We start from the raw sequence: 19247 nt of genomic DNA, 5'->3' as shown, positions 1-19247 counted from the left end.
ATGCCGCCGGACAAAGCAGGCATAATACCGCGCCTTTACCCGTCAACCGGTAGCCCCGTGAACCCAACGCCTGCTCTGAATACTTTGCGCCCCTCGGCTTGCCCGGGGTTGCTGCGTATCGTCCAGGCGTTGGATGGCGGCATTTGCCGGATCAAATTGGCCGGTGGTTCGATCAGCGCAGCGCAAGCCCATGCGCTGGCAGACGCAGCCCAGGCCTACGCCGGCGGGGTGATCGAGGCGACCAACCGCGCCAATCTGCAGATTCGCGGTATTGGCGCCGAGCAGGGCGCCTTGATTGCCGCGCTGTTGGCCGCAGGTTTAGGCCCGAACAACGCCGCCGGTGACGACGTGCGCAACCTGATGCTCAGCCCCGGCGCCGGTATCGACCCGCAGATGCTGTTCGACACCCGCCCGCTGGCCGAGCAGATCCTCGCGACGTTGCAAAACCAGCCGCGCTTCCATGCGCTGTCGGCCAAGTTCGCCGTGCAACTGGATGGCGGTGAGGCGCTGGCGATGCTCGAACATCACCATGACCTGTGGCTGTCAGCCTTTGAGCGCGAGGGCGAGACGCTGCTGGCGTTCGGCCTGGCCGGTTGCCCTGGGCTGGATGCGCCGTTGGCGGCGGTGCGGCTGGACCAAGGCCATGCGCTGGTGGTCAGCGTGCTGGAGGCGTTTCTCGACCTCGCCACGCCTGAGCAAACGCGCATGCGCCATTTGGCTGTGGATAACGTACTGCGCCACCTCAGCCTGCCTTTGCTGCCGGTGGATGGCTTCAAGCGCCCGGCCAGTGGCGCTGTGTTGCACCTGGGAAGTTATCCACAGCGTCAAAAAGATCAGCACTACGTTGCCGCCGTTGCACCCTTGGGGCGCCTCGACTCGATGATGCTCAAGGGCGCCGCGCAGCTCGCCAGCGAGTTCGGCGACGGCACGTTGCGCTTCACGCCCTGGCAGGGCGTGCTGCTGCCTAACGTTAAACACCCTCACGCGGTGACCGAAGGCCTGATGCAACTCGGCTTTCTCTGTTCAGTCGAGCAACCCTTGGCGCGCATGATCGCCTGCACCGGTTCCAGCGGTTGCGGCAAAGGCCTGGCCGATACCAAGGCCGACGCCGTGCAACTGGCCGCGCTGCAACCCGGCGCCGAGGTGCACCTGTCGGGCTGTTCGCGCTCCTGCGCCGCCGCGCACACCGCGCCGGTCACCTTGCTGGCAGTCAGCCCCGGCCACTACGACGTCTATTTTCGCGAGGCAGCCCAGCCCGGTTTCGGCCGGCTGCACGCGCGCACTCTTTCTATTGAAGCGGCGGGCGCCTTGCTGCGCGCTCGCCCACGGAGCAACACCGATGATTGATTACATCCGCGACGGTCAGGAGATCTATCGCAACTCCTTCGCCATTATTCGCGCGGAAGCCAAGTTGGAGCGCATCCCGGCCGACCTGGAAAAACTCGCGGTGCGGGTGATTCACGCGTGCGGCATGGTTGACGCCATCGACGGCCTGCAGTTTTCCGAAGGCGCCGGCAAGGCCGGGCGTGATGCACTGGCGGCGGGCGCGCCGATTTTGTGCGATGCGCGGATGGTCTCCGAAGGCGTGACGCGCACCCGCCTGCCGGCGAATAACCAGGTGATTTGCACCCTGCGCGACGACAGCGTGCCGGCGTTGGCGCTAGAGCTGGGCAACACCCGCTCTGCCGCCGCGCTGGAGCTGTGGCGCCCGCACCTGGAAGGCAGTGTGGTGGTGATTGGCAACGCGCCGACCGCGTTGTTCTACCTGCTCGAAATGCTCGATGCCGGCGCGCCGAAGCCTGCGTTGATTCTCGGTTTTCCGGTGGGCTTTGTCGGCGCTGCCGAATCCAAGGCGATGCTCGCGGCCGACAGCCGTGGCGTGCCGTTCGTGATCATGCAAGGCCGCTTGGGCGGCAGTGCAATGGCCGCCGCTGCGGTGAACGCCTTGGCCACGGAGGTCGAATAATGCCCGCACGCGGACGTTTGCTTGGCCTGGGCGTAGGCCCCGGCGACCCGGAACTGATCACCGTCAAAGCCCTGCGCTTGCTGCGCGAGTCGCCGGTGGTGGCGTACTTCGTGGCCAAGGGCAAGAAGGGCAACGCCTTCGGTATCATCGAGGACCACTTGGTGGCGCAGCAGACGCTGATGCCGCTGGTGTACCCGGTGACCACCGAGGCGCTGCCGGCGCCGCTGTCTTATGAGCAAGTGATCAGCGACTTCTACGACCGCGCCAGCCTGGACGTGGCCGCGCACCTGGATGCCGGCCGCGATGTGGCGGTGATCTGTGAAGGCGATCCGTTTTTCTACGGCTCCTACATGTACCTGCACGACCGCTTGGCCGAGCACTATGAGGCACAGGTTATCCCCGGCGTGTGCTCGATGTTGGGCGGCGCCTCGGTGCTTGGCGCGCCGCTGGTGTATCGCAATCAGAGCTTGTCGGTGCTGTCGGGCGTGTTGCCGCATGACGACCTCAAGCGGCGCTTGGCCGATGCGGATGCGGCGGTGATCATGAAGCTGGGGCGCAACTTCCACAAAGTGCGCCAGGTGCTGGAAGAACTCGGTTTGGCCGAGCGCGCGTTGTATGTGGAGCGCGCGACCATGTCGAACCAGAAAATCGTGCCGCTGGTTGAGGTTGACCCGACGTCGTCGCCGTACTTCTCGTTGATCATCGTTCCGGGTGAAAGGTGGCAAGGTTGATGACCCCGGCGATCATTATTCTGGGCCAGGGCAGCCTGGCCACCGCGCGCAAGATCGCGCAGGTTTACCCCGGCGCGTTGATCCACGGCTTGGCCGGGCGGGTTGACGGCGCCGACCAGGTGTACAGCGAGTTCGGCGCGACCCTGCGCCAGCTTTATCAACAGGGCACGCCGCTGATCGCGCTGTGCGCCGCCGGTATCGTCATCCGCACGCTGGCGCCGCTGCTGCTGGAAAAAGGCGAAGAACCCGCCGTGCTGGCCGTGGCCGAAGACGGCAGTGCCGTGGTGCCGTTGCTCGGTGGGTTGGGCGGGGTGAACGTGATGGCGCGTGACATCGGCGCTGCACTCGGTGTGGCCGCGGCGATCACCACCAGCGGCGAACTGCGTTTCGGCACTTGCCTGCTCAACCCGCCGGCGGGGTATCAGTTGGCTGACCTTGAGCTGGGCAAGCGTTTTGTCTCGGACCTGTTGGCGGGCGCACCGGTGCGTATCGAAGGTGCGGCGCCGTGGCTGGAGCAGGCCAACCTGCCGCAGGATCAGCAGGCCGACCTGACGATTCATGTGGGCAACGCCGAGCGCGTGCCGGCGGCGAATGAATTGCTGATTTATCCAAAAAATGTCTGCGTCACCTGCTTGCCGGGCGCGGATCTGGCCGCGCGTGTGCGGGCGGCGTTGCATAAAGCCGGCATCGCCATGCAATCGCTGGCGTGCCTGTTGGCCAGTGAAACGCAGATGGCCGAGCCGTCGTTGCAGGCGGCGGCGCAGGAACTGGGGGTGCCGCTGCGGTTTGCCGAGGTGGCGCAAGACGCCGACATCGTGATCACTGTGGCCGAGCAACCGCTGAACCTGTCGCACGTCGGTCGCCCGCGTGGCCGCCTCGCCGTGATCGGCCTCGGCCCCGGCGCCGCCGAGTTGATGGTGCCGGCGGTCAAGGCTGAACTGGCGCGTTGCACCGATGTGCTGGGCTACGAAACCTATGTGCGCATGGCCGGGCCGTTTCGTGATGACCAGGTGCAGCACTGCACCGACAACCGCGAAGAAATGCAGCGTGCGCGCCATGCGTTTGAGCTGGCCGCGCAGGGCCGCTCGGTGGTGGTGGTGTCGTCCGGCGACCCTGGCGTGTTCGCCATGGCGGCCGCCGTGATCGAAGCCTTGCACGAATCGAGTGACGCGGCCTGGCATCAAGTCGACCTGCAGATATTGCCGGGCGTCTCGGCGTCTCTGGCCACCGCCGCGCAAGCGGGTGCGCCGCTGGGCCATGATTTTTGCGTGATGTCGCTGTCCGACAACCTCAAGCCCTGGTCGATTATTGAAAAGCGCCTGGACCTCGCGTCCCAGGCCGACCTGGCCTTGGCGTTCTATAACCCGATCTCGCGTGCGCGGCCCTGGCAACTCGGGCGTGCGCTGGAAATTGTCGCGCTGCATCGCACGCCTGAAACCCCGGTGGTGCTGGGGCGTGATATTGGTCGCCCCGGCCAGACGCTGCGCGTCACCACGCTCGGGCAACTCACGCCTGCGCAGGTCGACATGCGCACCATGGTGCTGATCGGCTCGTCCACCACGTGCGTGTTTCCGCGTGCGGGTGGCGGTGAGTGGGTGTACACGCCGCGCTGGTATGGCGAAAAACCGGCCTCCTGAAAACGCCCCGCGAGCCGCAAGAAAGCTCCGAATAACGCCAGGTAAAAATCTGCCGTTGTTCGGGGCTTTTTCTTTTTTTATCGATGAAATGCGTAACGCCCACAGGCGCGCCTTGTCATTGTTGGGGCGAGCTGTTTGGGCGGTGGCGCCAAGCGATGTTTGTCGTCTGGAAAGCCCGCCCGCCACTCGACTAGTGTGAAGGCGAACCCCATGTGGGGTGCTTGTGGAGAATCGAAAATGGAGCGACATCACAAAAGGGTCATCAATGCGAAAAGGCGCAAGCTGATTGCTGCCTATAAGCTGCCAGGTGCACCGGGCGCTACGCCGGTTGTGCCACCGGGCACAGAGGATGATTGCAATGCGGCGGTGGTGAACAACGGTGTGATCTCGTTTGTTGAAGGCATATCCGCCTTGAACCGCGAGTACATCCGCAAGAGCTACCTGTTGGCGAGCAGCTATGTCAGCGACGTGTTGAAAGTGCAGCGCGGCACGCAGGCGTGGTACGACGAATTTATCAAGGTGATGATCAGTTTGGGCTGGCTGCCGCTGCGCAGCCGTTTCGAGCGGGTCAAAAGCTCGGGCAAGGGCCTGACCGTGCAACTGACAGCGCTGAGCATGATTGCCGCGATGCTGGCGTCGACCTCATTGGCCGGGCCATTGATCGCAGCAATGCCAAAATTGGCGGCCGACGCACTGGAGGCGATGAAGCAGCAACCTGCCTCATTCGAGCTGTTCAAGCGCAACAGCAGCGTGCATCAGGGCGGTGATTTCGGCCTGGCGTCCTGCGCCGAAACCGATGGCGAACTGATGATGGTGCTGGTGACTTACAGCTCTCAAGGCGTGAGCAAACAGCTGGGGTTGCCGTTCCTGGAGTGGGACAGCGCCGCGTTCGAGGCCTTCAGCGGGCAGACCTGCCTGGTGCTGAATACGTCGGTGGTTAACGAAAAGACCTTGCAACTGATGCGCGAAAGCGCGGGTGACAAAGTGCAGTCGGCAATCGCCCAATACCGCATCTAGGGCACGAGATAGCCGCGCACCCCGGTGAAGATAATTTGCGCGGCGAGGGCGCACACGAACAACCCCATTAACCGGCTGACAATCTGCAAGCCCTGGTCACCCAGAATGCGTTCGATACGGTTGGACAGGTAAAGCACCACGCCCACCGTGAGGCTGGCCAGGGCGATGCTGAGGATCGCGGTGAGCTTGTCATCCCAGTGCGGCTGGCTGACGCCCATCACCAGCAATGCACCGATGGTGCCGGGGCCAACCGTCAGCGGGATGGTCAGCGGCACGATGGTCACGTCTTGCTGCACGTTGTCGGTCTGCACGGCTGATTTGCCTTGGGCCATGCCCAGGGCCGAGATAAACAGCACGCTGCCGGCGCCGATGCGGAAGGCGTCTACGGTGATGCCGAAGACACTGAAAATCACCCGGCCGAACAGGTAGAGCAGCACGCTTGAAACGAGCGTCGCCAGCGCGACTTTCCAGGCCAGGCGGCGGCGTTCCTTGCTCGAATAGCCACGGGTCAGGCTGATGAAGCAAGACAGCACGAAAAACGGGCTGTAGAGCACCAGCATTTTCAGGTAAACGCTGAACAACACGTGGAGCATGAGGGTGGCTCGCGGGCGGGTAAAGTTGGCTGAGTCTATCAGGCGGCAGCGGTCAAAGGTGGGGGTTGGGTGTTGCTGGTTAAAGGGGCGCCTCTCACATCAAAAGCATGGCGGCCTGACAGCCCACCCGAGTGGTTAAAGCAGATCAAAAGCGGCTTTGGAATACACAACAGATTGGCTTTCTGTGGGAGCGGGCTTGCTCGCGATTGCAGTGTGTCAGTTGAAAACTATTTATCTGACACACCGTCATCGCGAGCAAGCCCGCTCCCACATTTTGACTGCATTCTGCTTGGGAGATTAGGCGGGTATTCCGGTCTTTCCAAAAGTGAGTCGCTGTCAGCGCGGAACCCATTTCAGCCGTTACCCAAATAATGCATAGGCATACCCTGAGCAGTTCTCAGGAGGGCGCATGCTCCGGTCGCTGTTGACGCTGCGCCACCCAATACTCCACCAATTCGCGCAGTTGCGATAACTCCACTGGCTTGGCCATATGCCCGTCCATCCCGGCCTGGCGTGCGCGCTCTTTATGTTCCGACAGGATATGCGCCGTCAGCGCCACCACCGGCGTGCGAATACGTTGGTGGCTGACTTCCCACGCGCGTAGCTGTTGGGTCGCGGAGAAGCCGTCGAGGATCGGCATTTCACAGTCCATCAACACCAGGTCGTAACGCTGGGCTTTCATCGCCTCCAGCGCTTCTTCGCCGTTGCTGGCGGTGTCGGGGTTGAGGTTGAGCTTGCCGAGCATGCCGCGGATCACTTTGGTGGAAATGCTGTTGTCTTCGGCCACCAGAATCCTGAAATCGCTGGGCACGGTCACGGCTGCCGGCGCGCTGAGGGCGACGCGTGGCTGCACCACACCTTTGTTGCGTTGGGTCAGTTCGTCGGCCAGGGTGGTCTTCAGCGTGTAGCCGGCCACCGGCTTGGCGAGGATGCGCTTGATCCCGCAGTTGCGCGCGATGATCTTGCTCGGCGCGTTGCTGATACCGGTCAGCATGATCAGCAGGATGTCGTGGTTAAGGCTCGGGTCTTCCTTGATTTTCGCCGCCAGTTGCATGCCGGTCATACCGGGCATGTTCTGGTCCAGCAGCACCACGTCGAAATAATCGCGCAGGTGCGCCTTGGTGCGCAGCAACGCCAGGGCTTCTTTGCCCGAAGGCACGGCGCTGACGTTCAGGCCCCACGCGGTGCATTGCTGCACCAGCACTTTGCGGCAGGTGTCGTTGTCGTCCACCACCAATACGCGTGCGCCTTTGAGCGGGCCATCGAGGTCGGAGGTCGGGTGTTCCAGGCGTTCCGGGTCCAGCGGCAGGGTCAGCCATAAGGTGCTGCCTTGATGGCTGCCGCTCTTGATGCCGAACTCGCCGTTCATCAACAGGATCAGTTGGCGGGCGATCACCAGGCCCAAGTGGCCGCTCAAGCGCGTGGCCGACAGGAAGTTCTTGCTGTGCAGTTCGCTGTGCAACAACGCGTCGCGCTCGGCGGCTTCCATCGGCAGGCCGCTGTCTTGCACGGCGATGCGCAGGCGCGGCTTGGTGCTGCGTTCGTCGAGGGCGACGACGATCAGCACTTCGCCTTCGTCGGTTTTTTGCAGGGCGTTTTCCAACAGGCTCAACAGTGCCTGGCGCAGGCGCGTCGGGTCGCCACTGATCACGCGGGGCACTTGTGGCTGGATAAAGCTGATCAGCTCGACGTTTTGCTGTTCGGCCTTGGCGCGGAAGATGCTCAGGCAGTCTTCGATCAGCGCGTTGAGGTCAAATTGCACGTCGTCCAGTTCGATCTGCCCGGACTCCAGTTTGGAGATGTCGAGAATCTCGTTGATCAGTGTCAGCAGTTCGTTGCCGGCGCTGTGGATGGTTTGCACGTAGTCACGCTGTTTCACCGACAGCGGTGTGCCCAGCAGCAGCTCGGTCATGCCCAGCACGCCGTTCATGGGGGTGCGGATTTCGTGGCTGATCTTTGCCAAAAACTCGGCCTTGGCGGCGATTTCGGCGTTGCTGGCGGCCAGGTCGCGGCTGAGGCTGAAGCGCGCTTCTACAATCGCGCGCTGGCGTTCGCCCAAGGCCAGGCTCATCAGCAAGCCGCTGAGGCAGACAAACCCGAGCAGGGTGACGATTAAACCTTGCGGCGCCACCAGCGTCAGGCCGAGCAGGGCAGGCAGGATGATCAGCGTGCCGATGTTGAACACAACCATTGCGGCCACGAACAGACGCGCCGGCCGGTAGCCTTTCTGCCAGTGATAGGCCGAGACAAACAACATGCTCAGGCCGGCCAGTGCGACCAGGGCGTAGGTGATGATGTTCAGCGGCAAGGTGTTGACGAACAACAGCAGCAGGCCGCACAGCACGATCAACAGGATGTCGGCCATCAACAGCTTGTTCAGCGGGTGTGGGCCTAAAGGCATGAAAAACCGGTAGGCATACATTAGTCCGCACGGCGCGGTCAGCAGCAGGGCGAGGTAGGCGCCGGGGGTTTGCATGGCGTGCCAGTTGGGCAGCCACGGCCCCAACAGGTTGAGCAACAGCGCCAGGCTGGCCATCAACAGCACCTCGCAGGCCGCCAGCCACAGGCTGCTGCGCGAGCGGTGGTAAGCGAAGCGCGTGAGGTTGTGCAGGATCAGCATCAACAGGCAGCCGAACAACAGGCCGTAAATCAGTGTTTGGGTCTGGTCGGCAGCCGCAAGTACCGCAGGTTCCAGGGTGATAAAGGGCCGCAGCTCATGTTCAGAGACCAGGCGCAGGTAGACATCGAGGGTCTTCTGGCTTTGCGGCAGCGGCAGCATGAAATCGCTGCTGGGCAGTGGGCGCGCCGCCTGGGGCTGGCGGGTGCCGGTGTTTTGTTGTTCCACCAGCGTCTCGCCGTCCAGTACATAGAGGCTCAGGTGGGACAGGTCCGGGGCGAATACCCGCAGCACTTGCTCGTGCTTGCCGGGTTGCAGCTTGAAGCGAACCCACAACGCACCGTCCGGCTCGGCGGCGGTGATGCGGTCCAGTTCGATGGGGCTGAATTGATTGATGTAGCGCGCGGAGCGGATGTCGCTCAGTTGCAAGTCGGCCTGTTCATCAAGCAATACCGACCAGCCACTGCCTTGCGCGGCGGCCTGGGCCGGGAACAAGCAGAGCAAGGTCAGCAGGCTGACTGTGAAACCTATGGCGATCCTGAGCCAGCGCACGGCGAAATCCCTTCGTAGGTTGATGCACGGGTTAACTATGCGCGGGGTGACATGAGCACGGCAAGGGCCAGTGGCCCTTACCTGACCGAACGGATAGCTACTTGATTGTAGCTGTTCAGTTGCTCTCGCCACGTTCGCGGGCAATGGCGCGGTAGCCGATGTCCTGGCGGTAGAAGCAACCTTTCCAGTCGATTTTTTTGGCCAGTGCATACGCTTGTTGTTGCGCAGCGTCGACACTGGCACCCATCGCGGTGGCGCACAATACACGACCACCTGCGGTTACAACATTGCCGTCCTTGAGCGCGGTGCCCGCATGGAACACCTTGCCTTCCAGCGTAGCAGCCGCGTCCAGGCCTTCAATCACATCGCCCTTGGCGTAGTCGGCTGGGTAGCCGCCGGCCGCCAGCACAATACCGACGCTTGGGCGCGGGTCCCACTGTGCTTCAACCTTGTCCAGCGCTTGGGCCAGCGCCGCTTCTACCAGCAGCACCAGGCTCGATTGCAGACGCAGCATCACCGGTTGGGTTTCCGGGTCACCAAAGCGGCAGTTGAACTCGATGACTTTCGGGTTGCCGGCTTTGTCGATCATCAGGCCGGCATACAGGAAGCCGGTGTACACATTGCCTTCGTCGGCCATGCCGCGCACGGTCGGCCAGATCACCAGGTCCATCACGCGCTGGTGAACCTCGGCGGTCACCACGGGGGCCGGGGAGTAAGCGCCCATGCCGCCGGTGTTCGGGCCAGTGTCGGCGTCGCCGACGCGTTTGTGGTCCTGGCTGGTGGCCATCGGCAGCACGTTTTTGCCGTCGACCATCACGATAAAGCTGGCTTCTTCGCCGTCGAGGAACTCCTCGATGACCACGCGTGAACCGGCGTCACCAAAAGCGTTGCCAGCGAGCATGTCGCGCACCGCGTCTTCGGCTTCCTGCAGGGTCATCGCAACGATAACGCCTTTGCCGGCGGCCAGGCCATCGGCCTTGATCACGATGGGCGCACCTTTTTCACGCAGATAAGCCAGGGCCGGCTCGATCTCGGTGAAGTTCTGGTAGTCGGCAGTCGGGATCTTGTGGCGCGCCAGGAAATCCTTGGTGAAGGCTTTGGAGCCTTCCAGCTGCGCCGCGCCGGCGGTAGGGCCGAAGCAATCCAGGCCACGGCTGCGGAACAGGTCCACGACGCCTGCAACCAACGGCACTTCGGGGCCGACGATGGTCAGGGATACATTCTGCTCGGCGAAGTCGGCCAACTGCTCAAGGGCCAGAACGTCGATGGCAACGTTCTCGCACTTGGCTTCAATCGCGGTACCGGCGTTGCCCGGTGCTACAAAAACTTTTTGCACGCGTGGGTCCTGGGCTACTTTCCAGGCCAGGGCGTGTTCGCGGCCACCGCTGCCAATGATAAGGACGTTCAAGTCAGACTCCTTCGGAGGAAGTTACAAGCCGCAAGCTGCACGTTAGAAGCGATCTTGGCGCTTTGAAGTGCTGCATTCGGCTTTGAATTAGAGAGGCTGCAAACAACAGCAAAAGCAACACTGTTCTGCTTTTACTTGTGGCTTGCAGCGTGAAACTTGCAGCCCCACGTCAATGGCGGAAGTGGCGCATGCCGGTGAAGACCATGGCGATGCCGGCTTCGTCAGCAGCGGCGATCACTTCGGCATCGCGCATCGAGCCACCCGGTTGGATCACGGCGGTAACACCGGCCTTGGCGGCGTTATCCAGACCGTCGCGGAACGGGAAGAACGCATCAGACGCCATCACCGAACCGGCGACCTGCAAGCCCGCGTGTTCAGCCTTGATTGCGGCGATACGCGCCGAGTTCACGCGGCTCATCTGGCCAGCGCCGACACCGATGGTCTGGCGGTTCTTGGCGTAGACGATGGCGTTGGATTTAACGTACTTGGCGACTTTCCAGGCGAAGATCAGGTCGTTGATCTCGTGCTCGGTCGGTGCGCGCTGGGTCACCACTTTCAGGTCGGCGCTGCCGATCATGCCGATGTCGCGGCTCTGTACCAGCAAGCCGCCGTTGACGCGCTTGTAGTCCCAGGCAGCGGCGCGGTCAGCCGACCACTCGCCGCAGGTCAGCAGGCGTACATTGGCCTTGGCCGCAACGATGGCGCGCGCTTCGGCGCTGACGCTTGGGGCGATGATCACTTCAACGAACTGGCGCTCAACGATCGCCCTGGCGGTCTCGGCATCCAGTTCACGGTTGAAGGCGATGATGCCGCCGAACGCCGACTCGGTGTCGGTGGCGTAGGCCAGTTCGTAGGCCTGGCGAATGCCGCCTTCAGCGTCCGGGCTCACGGCCACGCCGCACGGGTTGGCGTGCTTGACGATCACGCAGGCGGGCTTGACGAAGCTCTTCACACATTCAAGCGCAGCGTCGGTGTCGGCCACGTTGTTGTAGGACAGCTCTTTGCCTTGCAGTTGGGTCGCGGTGGCGATGCCGACTTCGGCCGGTTTGGCTTCCACGTAGAACGCCGCGCTCTGGTGCGGGTTCTCGCCGTAGCGCATTTCCTGGGCCTTGATGAACTGGCTGTTGAAGGTGCGCGGGAACTGGCTGCGGCCTTCGGTGCTGAGGGTTTCAGCCGCCTGGTTCACGGTGCCCATGTAGTTGGCGATCATGCCGTCGTAGGCGGCGGTGTGTTCGAAGGCCTTGAGCATCAGGTCGAAACGCTGGGCGTAGGTCAGGCCGCCGGCCTTGAGGCCTTCCAGCACGTGGGCGTAGTCGCTGGCGTTAACCACGATGGCCACGTCTTTGTGGTTTTTGGCTGCCGAGCGAACCATGGTCGGGCCGCCGATATCGATGTTTTCGATGGCGCTCGGCAGGTCGCAGCCTGGCTTGTTGATGGTGGCTTCGAAGGGGTAGAGGTTAACGGCCACCAGGTCGATCGGCTTGATGCCGTGCTCGCTCATGATGGCGTCGTCGATACCGCGACGGCCGAGGATGCCGCCGTGGATTTTCGGGTGCAGGGTCTTGACGCGACCGTCCATCATTTCTGCGAAACCGGTGTAGTCCGCGACTTCTACTGCGGCCACGCCGTTGTCCTGCAGCAGTTTGAAGGTCCCGCCCGTGGAGAGGATTTCCACGCCCAGAGCTTCCAGCTCCCGGGCAAATTCGAGGATCCCGGTCTTGTCGGAAACGCTGATCAAGGCGCGGCGGATCGGCAGGCGGGTGGTCTGGTCGGTCATTTCAATTTCCATCAAAAGCAAAGGAGTCAGCAAAAAAGGCGTCCGTTTTTTACGCGGGCGCCTTTCTGGTTTGATTGAATGCTTACAGCAAATCGTACTGCTTGAGCTTTTTGCGCAAGGTGCCACGGTTGAGGCCCAGCAGCTCACTGGCTTTGGTCTGGTTGCCCTTGACGTAGTTCATCACGCTTTCGAGCAAGGGCGCCTCGACTTCGGAGAGCACCAGGTTGTACACGTCCGTGACGGAAGCGCCCTCAAGGTGGGCGAAATAATTGTGCAGCGCCTTCTCGACACTCCCGCGAAGGGTCTGGCCTTCTTCGCTCGGCGTGTTGAGGTGCTGTTTCAAATTGACGTTGTCGCTCACGGGTGTTGTTCCACTCACTAAAGTCTCGGTCATCATCGTCATGCGGCCACCCCCTCTCCGTCCCCTGTTCCCAGGCTCTTTTCACGCTCGCTGAAGAACTCTCGAACGGTGGCGACCTGTGCTTGCGTATCATCCAAACGATTGAAGTGGGCGCGAAACTCCCTGGCGCCCGGCAGGGTTGCGAGATACCAACCCACATGCTTGCGAGCAATGCGTACGCCCATCACGTCTCCGTAGAAAGCGTGCAAGGCGGCCAGATGCTCTAGCAGAATACGTTCCACCTCGACCAACTCCGGTGCCGGTAATACTTCGCCGGTACGCAAAAAATGCTCGATCTCACGAAAAATCCACGGCCGCCCCTGGGCAGCCCGGCCAATCAACAAACCATCGGCACCGGTTGCGTGCAGCACGCGCTGGGCCTTCTGGGCTGAGTCGATGTCGCCATTGGCAAACACCGGCATCGACACCGCCTGCTTGATCGCGGCAATGGTGTCGTACTCGGCTTCACCGGTGTAAAGGTCGGCGCGGGTGCGGCCATGCACTGCCAGCGCTGCTATTCCTGCCTGTTCGGCGATCCTGGCCACCGTCAGGCCGTTTTTGTTGTCCCGGTCCCAGCCGGTACGAATCTTCAGGGTGACCGGCACATCCACGGCGGCGACAACGGCCTGCAGGATCTCGGCTACCAATTGCTCATCTTTCAACAGGGCGGAACCGGCGGCCTTGTTGCAGACCTTCTTGGCCGGGCAGCCCATGTTGATATCAATGATCTGTGCGCCCAGCTCCACGTTGGCTCGGGCCGCTTGCGCGAGCATTTGCGCATCACCACCGGCGATCTGTACCGAGCGCGGCTCGGGATCACCTTCGTGGATCATGCGCAACCGCGATTTGCGGGTGTTCCACAAACTCATGTCGCTGGTGACCATTTCAGAGACTACTAGACCCGCGCCCAAGCGCTTGCACAGCTGACGAAAGGGCTGGTCTGTGACGCCCGCCATCGGGGCGAGAATCAAGCCATTGTGCAATGTGTATGGACCGATGCGTACCGCCGACATAGGGCTTCCCTGTTGTGGGGCCGGATCATTAGAGTTCGAAAAAGGGTTGGCATGATACCCGCTCTCGATGACTGGATAAAGGCTGAATTGGATAAAATCTGAACAGTTATTTGTTTGTCGCGGTTGGTCTGGTTGCGCAGCCTCAAGTCAAAAATCTGCCGTCAAACCTCGGTGCCGCTGCTGTTTCACTCGGGCGAATGAAAGCTCAGGCTGTAATTCACGGCTTTATTGCCGGGGTCGAGAATATCCAGGGAGATATGGATCGGGGTTTGCGACGGCATTTCGCTCACTCCGGCCAGCTCGCCACTCAGGTATTCGGCAGGTTTGAACCGACGGCTGGCAATCAGGCCGCCATTGAGGTCGGCAAAGCGCAGCTCAAGCAGCGGGAAGGGCTGGGAGAACGCTGCACGGTTGTAGACGATTGCATCCACTACCAGCGCCCCGGCGAACTCCGGGTTGCTGCGCACTACCAGGTTGCTGCTCTTGATGTGCGAAATATCGACGCGTGATGGCACCGTGCAGCCGAGGGTCGGGCACAGTTGCTGGAACCACGGGCGGTAAGCGTCCTGGCGCGCCAGGTCGCCGAATTGATAGGCGATGTACTGGCCCGCCAGGCCAGCGGCAGCGATCAGCACCAGCACAGTCCAGAGCAGACGGCGGCCGAAGCTCTGCGGGCGCTTCTGCGCGTAAAGGTGCAGTGGGTCTTCTTCCAGGTCTTGCAGCACCGTGTCGTGCACGCTGGCGTCGGGGCTCGGGCGCTTGCGACGCAGTGGCGGGCGCTCTTGGGCGTCCGACGCGTCGGCGGCTTTGGTCAGCAGCGTGAAGGGCGGGTCCCGATCGTCCTCATCTTCGTCTTCGTCAGCGGTTGAACGCAGCGGCGGCTCATCGTCGACAGCATCGGCGTGAAACGACATGGACGGTTCGGTGCGCTGCCGGGTCGCAGCGGCCTTGGCCGGTTCAGCTGCGTCTTCGGGCGCTTGGGCGCGCTCGCCAGGCGGATCGCTGAACAAGCTGGCGGCCCACTTTTCTTCCTCGGCCTTGAGGTGGTCGCGGCTGGCGCTGAGGGCGTCGTCCTTTTGCCGGCGGTCGGCACCGGCTTGGCGACGCTCCGCGCCGGGCGCATGGCTGTGCTGAAGGTCGCGGCGTTCCAGCTTGGCCAGTTCTTCGTCCAGGTCGAGGTTGTCCAGGTCCAGTGCTTCGCTGGTCCACTGCTTCTGGCTGATCGCCCGCGGTGGGTTTGGCGCGGCCTCGGCCGTTGGCTGCGCGACAGCCGGTGGCTCAGGTAGCTGAGTTTCCTGAGCTTCCTGAGCCGACGCGCTGGCGCGCTGTTCCAGCAACTGGCGAACCGCGTTGAATACTTGCAGGCACGAGCCGCAGCGCACCACGCCACGGGCCGCGCTCAGTTGGGCGTGGTTGACGCGAAAGCGCGCTTGGCAATGTGGGCACTGGGTGACGAAACTGTCGGTCATGCGGCCATCCGATTCAGGCAAGCGCTCATTCTAGCGCCGACGACCACTGATGCGTACCCAGCCATCACGGTTAGCAATAGGGTCCAGCTCGAAATCCTCGGCATAGGCCGCCGCCACGTCTTCACCTTGCTCGGCGAGGATGCCCGACAGCGCCAGGCGGCCGCCCGGCTTGACCAGGCTCGACAACTGCGGTGCCAGCGACACCAGCGGCCCGGCGAGGATATTCGCCACCAGCACATCGGCCTGCACCTGGGGCAATTGCTCCGGCAGGTACAGCGGGAAGTTGGCTTCAGGAATATGGTTGCGGCCGGCGTTATCGCGCGAGGCTTCCAGCGCCTGCACGTCGATGTCGGTGCCCACGGCTTGCTTGGCGCCCAGCAACAGCGCGGCAATCGCGAGGATGCCCGAGCCGCAGCCGAAGTCCAGCACGTTGCAGTCGGTCAGGTCCTGGCCGTCCAGCCATTCCAGGCACAAGGCGGTGGTGGGATGGGTGCCGGTGCCGAACGCCAGGCCGGGGTCGAGCAGCAGGTTGACCGCCTCAGGCTCCGGCGCGGCGTGCCAGCTTGGCACGATCCACAGGCGCTGGCCGAAACGCATCGGCTGGAAGTTGTCCATCCAGCTGCGCTCCCAGTCCTGGTCTTCGATGACTTCGCTGTGGTGCTCGGGCAGCGGGCTGCCGGTCAGCAGTTGCATATGCGCGAGCACGGCGGCGGCGTCGGTGCCGTCTTCGAACAAGGCCAGCAAGTGCGTGTGCGACCACAGCGGCGTGGTGTTGAGTTCAGGCTCGAAGATCGGTTGGTCTTCGGCGTCCATGAAGGTCACGGACACCGCGCCGACTTCGAGGAAAGCATCTTCGTAGGTTTCGGCTTGTTCTGGGCTGATGGCGAGACGGACTTGCAGCCAAGGCATGGCGGGCACCTTTGAAAATAATGAGTGTGCAGCAGGGAAGGGGCTGCGAAAGCGCGCAAGTTTACGCGAGCGGTGGGCTTGTGGCGAGCGGGCTTGCCCCGTGTGGGAGGGGGCATGCTCGCGATAGCGGTGTATCAGTCAAATAATCTTCAACTGACCTACCGCTATCGGCAGCAAGCCCCCTCCCACAGGTTTTTTTGGTGTGGTTGCTACCCCAGAAACAACAAAGCCGCCCGAAGGCGGCTTTGTTGGGTGGAGCACTTACTGGTTAGCCAGCTTGTGTTCCAGGTAGTGAATGTTCACACCACCTTCGCAGAAGCCTTCATCACGTACCAGATCCCGGTGCAGCGGGATGTTGGTCTTGATGCCGTCGACCACAATTTCGTCCAGGGCATTGCGCATACGGGCCATGGCCTCGTCGCGAGTCGCGCCCCAGGTGATCAGCTTGCCGATCAACGAGTCGTAGTTGGACGGAACCTTGTAGCCGCTGTACAGGTGCGAATCCACACGTACGCCGTTGCCGCCGGGCGCGTGGAAATGCTTGACCAGGCCAGGGCTTGGGATAAAGGTTTTTGCGTCTTCGGCGTTGATCCGGCACTCAAGCGAGTGGCCGTGGATCTTCACGTCGTCCTGGGTGAAGGACAGCACGTTACCGGCGGCGATGCTGAGCATCTCCTTGACGATGTCGATACCGGTCACCATCTCCGACACCGGGTGTTCTACCTGCACGCGAGTGTTCATCTCGATGAAGTAGAAACGGCCGTTTTCGTAGAGGAACTCGAAGGTGCCGGCGCCACGGTAGTTGATGTCGATGCACGCCTTGACGCAGCGGGCCAACACTTCCTGGCGCGCGGTTTCATCCAGGCCCGGTGCCGGAGCTTCTTCCAGCACTTTCTGGTGACGACGTTGCAGCGAGCAATCGCGGTCGCCCAAGTGGATGGCGTGGCCCTGGCCGTCGGACAGTACCTGCACTTCCACGTGACGTGGGTTGGTTAGGTACTTTTCGAGGTAGACCATCGGATTGCCAAACCAGGCAGCCGCTTCGGAGCGGGTTTGCTTGGCCGCCTCGATCAGGTCTTCTTCCTTGTGCACCACACGCATGCCGCGACCACCACCGCCACCGGCGGCCTTGATGATCACCGGGTAGCCGACTTCGCGACCAATGCGCAAAGCGGTGGCCTCGTCTTCCGGCAGTGGGCCGTCGGAACCTGGAACGGTGGGCACGCCGGCTGCGATCATGGCGTCTTTGGCCGAGACCTTGTCGCCCATCAGGCGAATGGTTTCGGCTTTGGGGCCGATGAAGGCAAACCCGGATTTTTCCACCTGTTCGGCGAAATCGGCGTTTTCCGCGAGGAAGCCGTAGCCCGGGTGGATGCCATCAGCGCCGGTCACTTCTGCGGCCGCGATGATGTTCGAGACTTTCAGGTACGAGTTCGTGGCCAGTGGCGGGCCGATGCAAATGCTTTCGTCCGCCAGTTTCACGTGCATCAATTCGGTGTCGGCCGTCGAGTAAACAGCGACGGTCTTGATGCCCTCTTCCTTACAGGCGCGCAGGATACGCAGCGCGATCTCGCCGCGGTTGGCGATCAGGACTTTTTGCAGTTTCTTCGCAGGTTTCAACATCGAAGGCGCTCCGCGGTTCAAACGATGGTGAACAGCGGCTGGTCGTACTCAACCGGCTGACCGTTTTCTACCAGGATGGATTCGATGACGCCGGCTTTTTCGGCCGTGATGTGGTTCATCATCTTCATCGCTTCAACGATGCAGATGGTGTCGCCCACTTTCACGGTCTTGCCGACTTCAACGAAGGCTGGCGAGGTCGGTGCCGGGGTGCGGTAGAACGTACCGACCATTGGCGACTTGACCACGAAGCCGTTCAGCACAGGCGCGGCCGGTGCGGCTGGCGCAGCAGCAACCGGCGCGGCGGCCGGGGCAGCAGCGGCCGGAGCCGGTGCTTGCATCTGTGGCGCGTAGAACTGTTGGGCCGGGGTCTTGCTGTGACGGCTGATCCGTACGGACTCTTCGCCTTCCTTGATTTCCAGCTCGTCGATACCGGATTCTTCCAGCAGCTCGATCAGTTTCTTAACTTTACGGATATCCATGAATCATCAACTCCCAAGGGTCGGTCAGGGGCGCTTGGCCGGTTGTTCAAGCTGTTCCAGGGCGGCCTCCAGGGCCAGCCGGTAACCGCTGGCGCCAAGGCCGCAGATCACTCCTACCGCTACGTCGGAGAAGTAAGAGTGATGGCGGAAAGGTTCACGTTTGTGCACGTTCGACAAATGCACTTCGATAAATGGGATGCTCACCGCCAGCAGCGCGTCACGTAATGCAACACTCGTGTGCGTAAAAGCGGCGGGATTGATCAGGATAAAGTCCACGCTTTCGCTGCGTGCGGCATGGATACGATCAATCAGTTCGTACTCGGCATTGCTTTGCAGGTAGAGCAAATGGTGGCCGGCATCACGCGCCCGCTGTTCCAGATCAAGGTTGATCTGATCCAGCGTAACTGCCCCGTAGACGCCCGGTTCGCGGGTGCCGAGCAGGTTCAGGTTGGGTCCGTGAAGAACCAGTAAGGTCGCCATCGGCTGTTCCTTGTTATTGATGTGGGTACGTCAGAACCCGGCGACTATGCCGCAAAGCCTTTGTGACTGTCCAGTTCTATGCAGTAGGCGGCACGATTAGCGAGGATTGCGCAAAATTTGTGACCATGCCTCAGAATCTGGTCATCCTGTGGGATTAGCTGTGGGAGCGGGCTTGCTCCCGATGGCGGTGGGTCAGTTAATTCATGTATCAACTGTAAAACTGCTATCGGGAGCGAGCGGCGTCCTATCAAACTACAAATAACCTATTGTTATTTTTTGAAATTTATCCAGGTTTTTGGCTTTCGTTTTGAATGCATATCCATTATTTCGGTTATGGCTTATATCGGTTCCGCTCTTACAGCGGGTCACTTTTGAACAGCGCAAAAGTAACCAAAACGCTCTTGCCCCACCACTCGGTGCTCTTACAGCGGGTCACTTTTGAACAGCGCAAAAGTAACCAAAACGCTCTTGCCCCACCACTCGGCACCTCGCTGTGGCTCGGTGTGCCCTCACTCCGATATTACGGAGCGGGCCGCCGCGATGGGCCATCCTTGGCCCAGCGCGGCTAAACCGGCG

The 19247-nt window shown here is 61.9% G+C and carries 16 protein-coding genes; 5 read left to right on the top strand and 11 right to left on the bottom strand.

All coding sequences use genetic code 11. The features are described from left to right. The 5 genes from cobG to AO240_RS16040 all read left to right on the top strand — a co-directional run bounded on the left by cobG (position 1) and on the right by AO240_RS16040 (position 5351). Positions 1-1347: a precorrin-3B synthase gene (cobG, locus tag AO240_RS16060; protein ID WP_099237347.1), complete on the top strand. Its 1347-nt coding sequence runs from the start codon at positions 1-3 to the stop codon at positions 1345-1347. Further along, complete coding sequence (locus tag AO240_RS16055) at positions 1340-1966, top strand: precorrin-8X methylmutase (RefSeq protein WP_058414508.1); 627 nt, start codon at positions 1340-1342, stop codon at positions 1964-1966. The genes cobG and AO240_RS16055 overlap by 8 nt, the downstream gene beginning before the upstream one ends. Further along, positions 1966-2697 (top strand): precorrin-2 C(20)-methyltransferase, encoded by a 732-nt coding sequence (locus tag AO240_RS16050; RefSeq protein WP_099237345.1) that lies wholly within the window; start codon positions 1966-1968, stop codon positions 2695-2697. Before AO240_RS16055 ends, AO240_RS16050 begins: the two co-directional genes overlap by 1 nt. Next, positions 2697-4334, top strand: coding sequence for a precorrin-3B C(17)-methyltransferase (cobJ, locus tag AO240_RS16045; RefSeq protein WP_099237343.1), 1638 nt, complete (start codon positions 2697-2699; stop codon positions 4332-4334). The genes AO240_RS16050 and cobJ overlap by 1 nt, the downstream gene beginning before the upstream one ends. Positions 4335-4571: 237 nt before the next feature. Next, entirely contained in the window at positions 4572-5351 is a 780-nt protein-coding gene (locus AO240_RS16040; protein ID WP_099237341.1) for a hypothetical protein, read from the top strand. On the opposite strand, the gene AO240_RS16035 is transcribed toward AO240_RS16040, so the two are convergent. The 11 genes from AO240_RS16035 to aroQ form a co-directional block, all read right to left on the bottom strand. Next, positions 5348-5944 carry a MarC family protein gene (locus AO240_RS16035; RefSeq protein ID WP_003171467.1) on the bottom strand — a complete coding sequence of 199 codons (597 nt, stop codon included), beginning with the start codon at positions 5942-5944 and terminating at the stop codon, positions 5348-5350. The genes AO240_RS16040 and AO240_RS16035 overlap by 4 nt on opposite strands. 397 nt (positions 5945-6341) lie before the next feature. Continuing rightward, positions 6342-9113 (bottom strand): hybrid sensor histidine kinase/response regulator, encoded by a 2772-nt coding sequence (locus AO240_RS16030; RefSeq protein ID WP_099237339.1) that lies wholly within the window; start codon positions 9111-9113, stop codon positions 6342-6344. Positions 9114-9228: 115 nt separating this feature from the next. Further along, positions 9229-10521 carry a phosphoribosylamine--glycine ligase gene (purD, locus tag AO240_RS16025; RefSeq protein WP_099237337.1) on the bottom strand — a complete coding sequence of 431 codons (1293 nt, stop codon included), beginning with the start codon at positions 10519-10521 and terminating at the stop codon, positions 9229-9231. Between the two features lie 169 nt (positions 10522-10690). After that, positions 10691-12298 carry a bifunctional phosphoribosylaminoimidazolecarboxamide formyltransferase/IMP cyclohydrolase gene (gene purH, locus AO240_RS16020; protein ID WP_099237335.1) on the bottom strand — a complete coding sequence of 536 codons (1608 nt, stop codon included), beginning with the start codon at positions 12296-12298 and terminating at the stop codon, positions 10691-10693. Positions 12299-12380: 82 nt separating this feature from the next. Beyond that, on the bottom strand, positions 12381-12701 hold the full coding sequence (fis, locus tag AO240_RS16015; RefSeq protein ID WP_002555375.1) for a DNA-binding transcriptional regulator Fis: 321 nt from the start codon (positions 12699-12701) through the stop codon (positions 12381-12383). Continuing rightward, a complete protein-coding gene (dusB, locus tag AO240_RS16010) occupies positions 12698-13711 on the bottom strand; it encodes a tRNA dihydrouridine synthase DusB (protein ID WP_099237333.1) in 1014 nt (337 codons plus the stop codon). Before dusB ends, fis begins: the two co-directional genes overlap by 4 nt. A gap of 185 nt (positions 13712-13896) precedes the next feature. Then, positions 13897-15180: a DUF3426 domain-containing protein gene (locus AO240_RS16005; RefSeq protein ID WP_099237331.1), complete on the bottom strand. Its 1284-nt coding sequence runs from the start codon at positions 15178-15180 to the stop codon at positions 13897-13899. A gap of 30 nt (positions 15181-15210) precedes the next feature. After that, positions 15211-16089, bottom strand: coding sequence for a 50S ribosomal protein L11 methyltransferase (gene prmA, locus AO240_RS16000; protein ID WP_099237329.1), 879 nt, complete (start codon positions 16087-16089; stop codon positions 15211-15213). Between the two features lie 261 nt (positions 16090-16350). Then, a complete protein-coding gene (gene accC, locus AO240_RS15995; RefSeq protein WP_058414519.1) occupies positions 16351-17712 on the bottom strand; it encodes an acetyl-CoA carboxylase biotin carboxylase subunit in 1362 nt (453 codons plus the stop codon). A gap of 17 nt (positions 17713-17729) precedes the next feature. Continuing rightward, entirely contained in the window at positions 17730-18191 is a 462-nt protein-coding gene (gene accB / locus AO240_RS15990) for an acetyl-CoA carboxylase biotin carboxyl carrier protein (RefSeq protein ID WP_058414520.1), read from the bottom strand. 24 nt (positions 18192-18215) lie between these two features. Continuing rightward, on the bottom strand, positions 18216-18671 hold the full coding sequence (gene aroQ, locus AO240_RS15985) for a type II 3-dehydroquinate dehydratase (protein ID WP_058414521.1): 456 nt from the start codon (positions 18669-18671) through the stop codon (positions 18216-18218). Positions 18672-19247 lie beyond the last annotated feature (576 nt).

The organism is Pseudomonas sp. ICMP 460, assembly GCF_002723595.1.
Classification (GTDB): domain Bacteria; phylum Pseudomonadota; class Gammaproteobacteria; order Pseudomonadales; family Pseudomonadaceae; genus Aquipseudomonas; species Aquipseudomonas kitaguniensis.
Note: the sequence above shows the minus strand (reverse complement) of the source record. Positions and strands in the feature narration are given on the sequence as shown.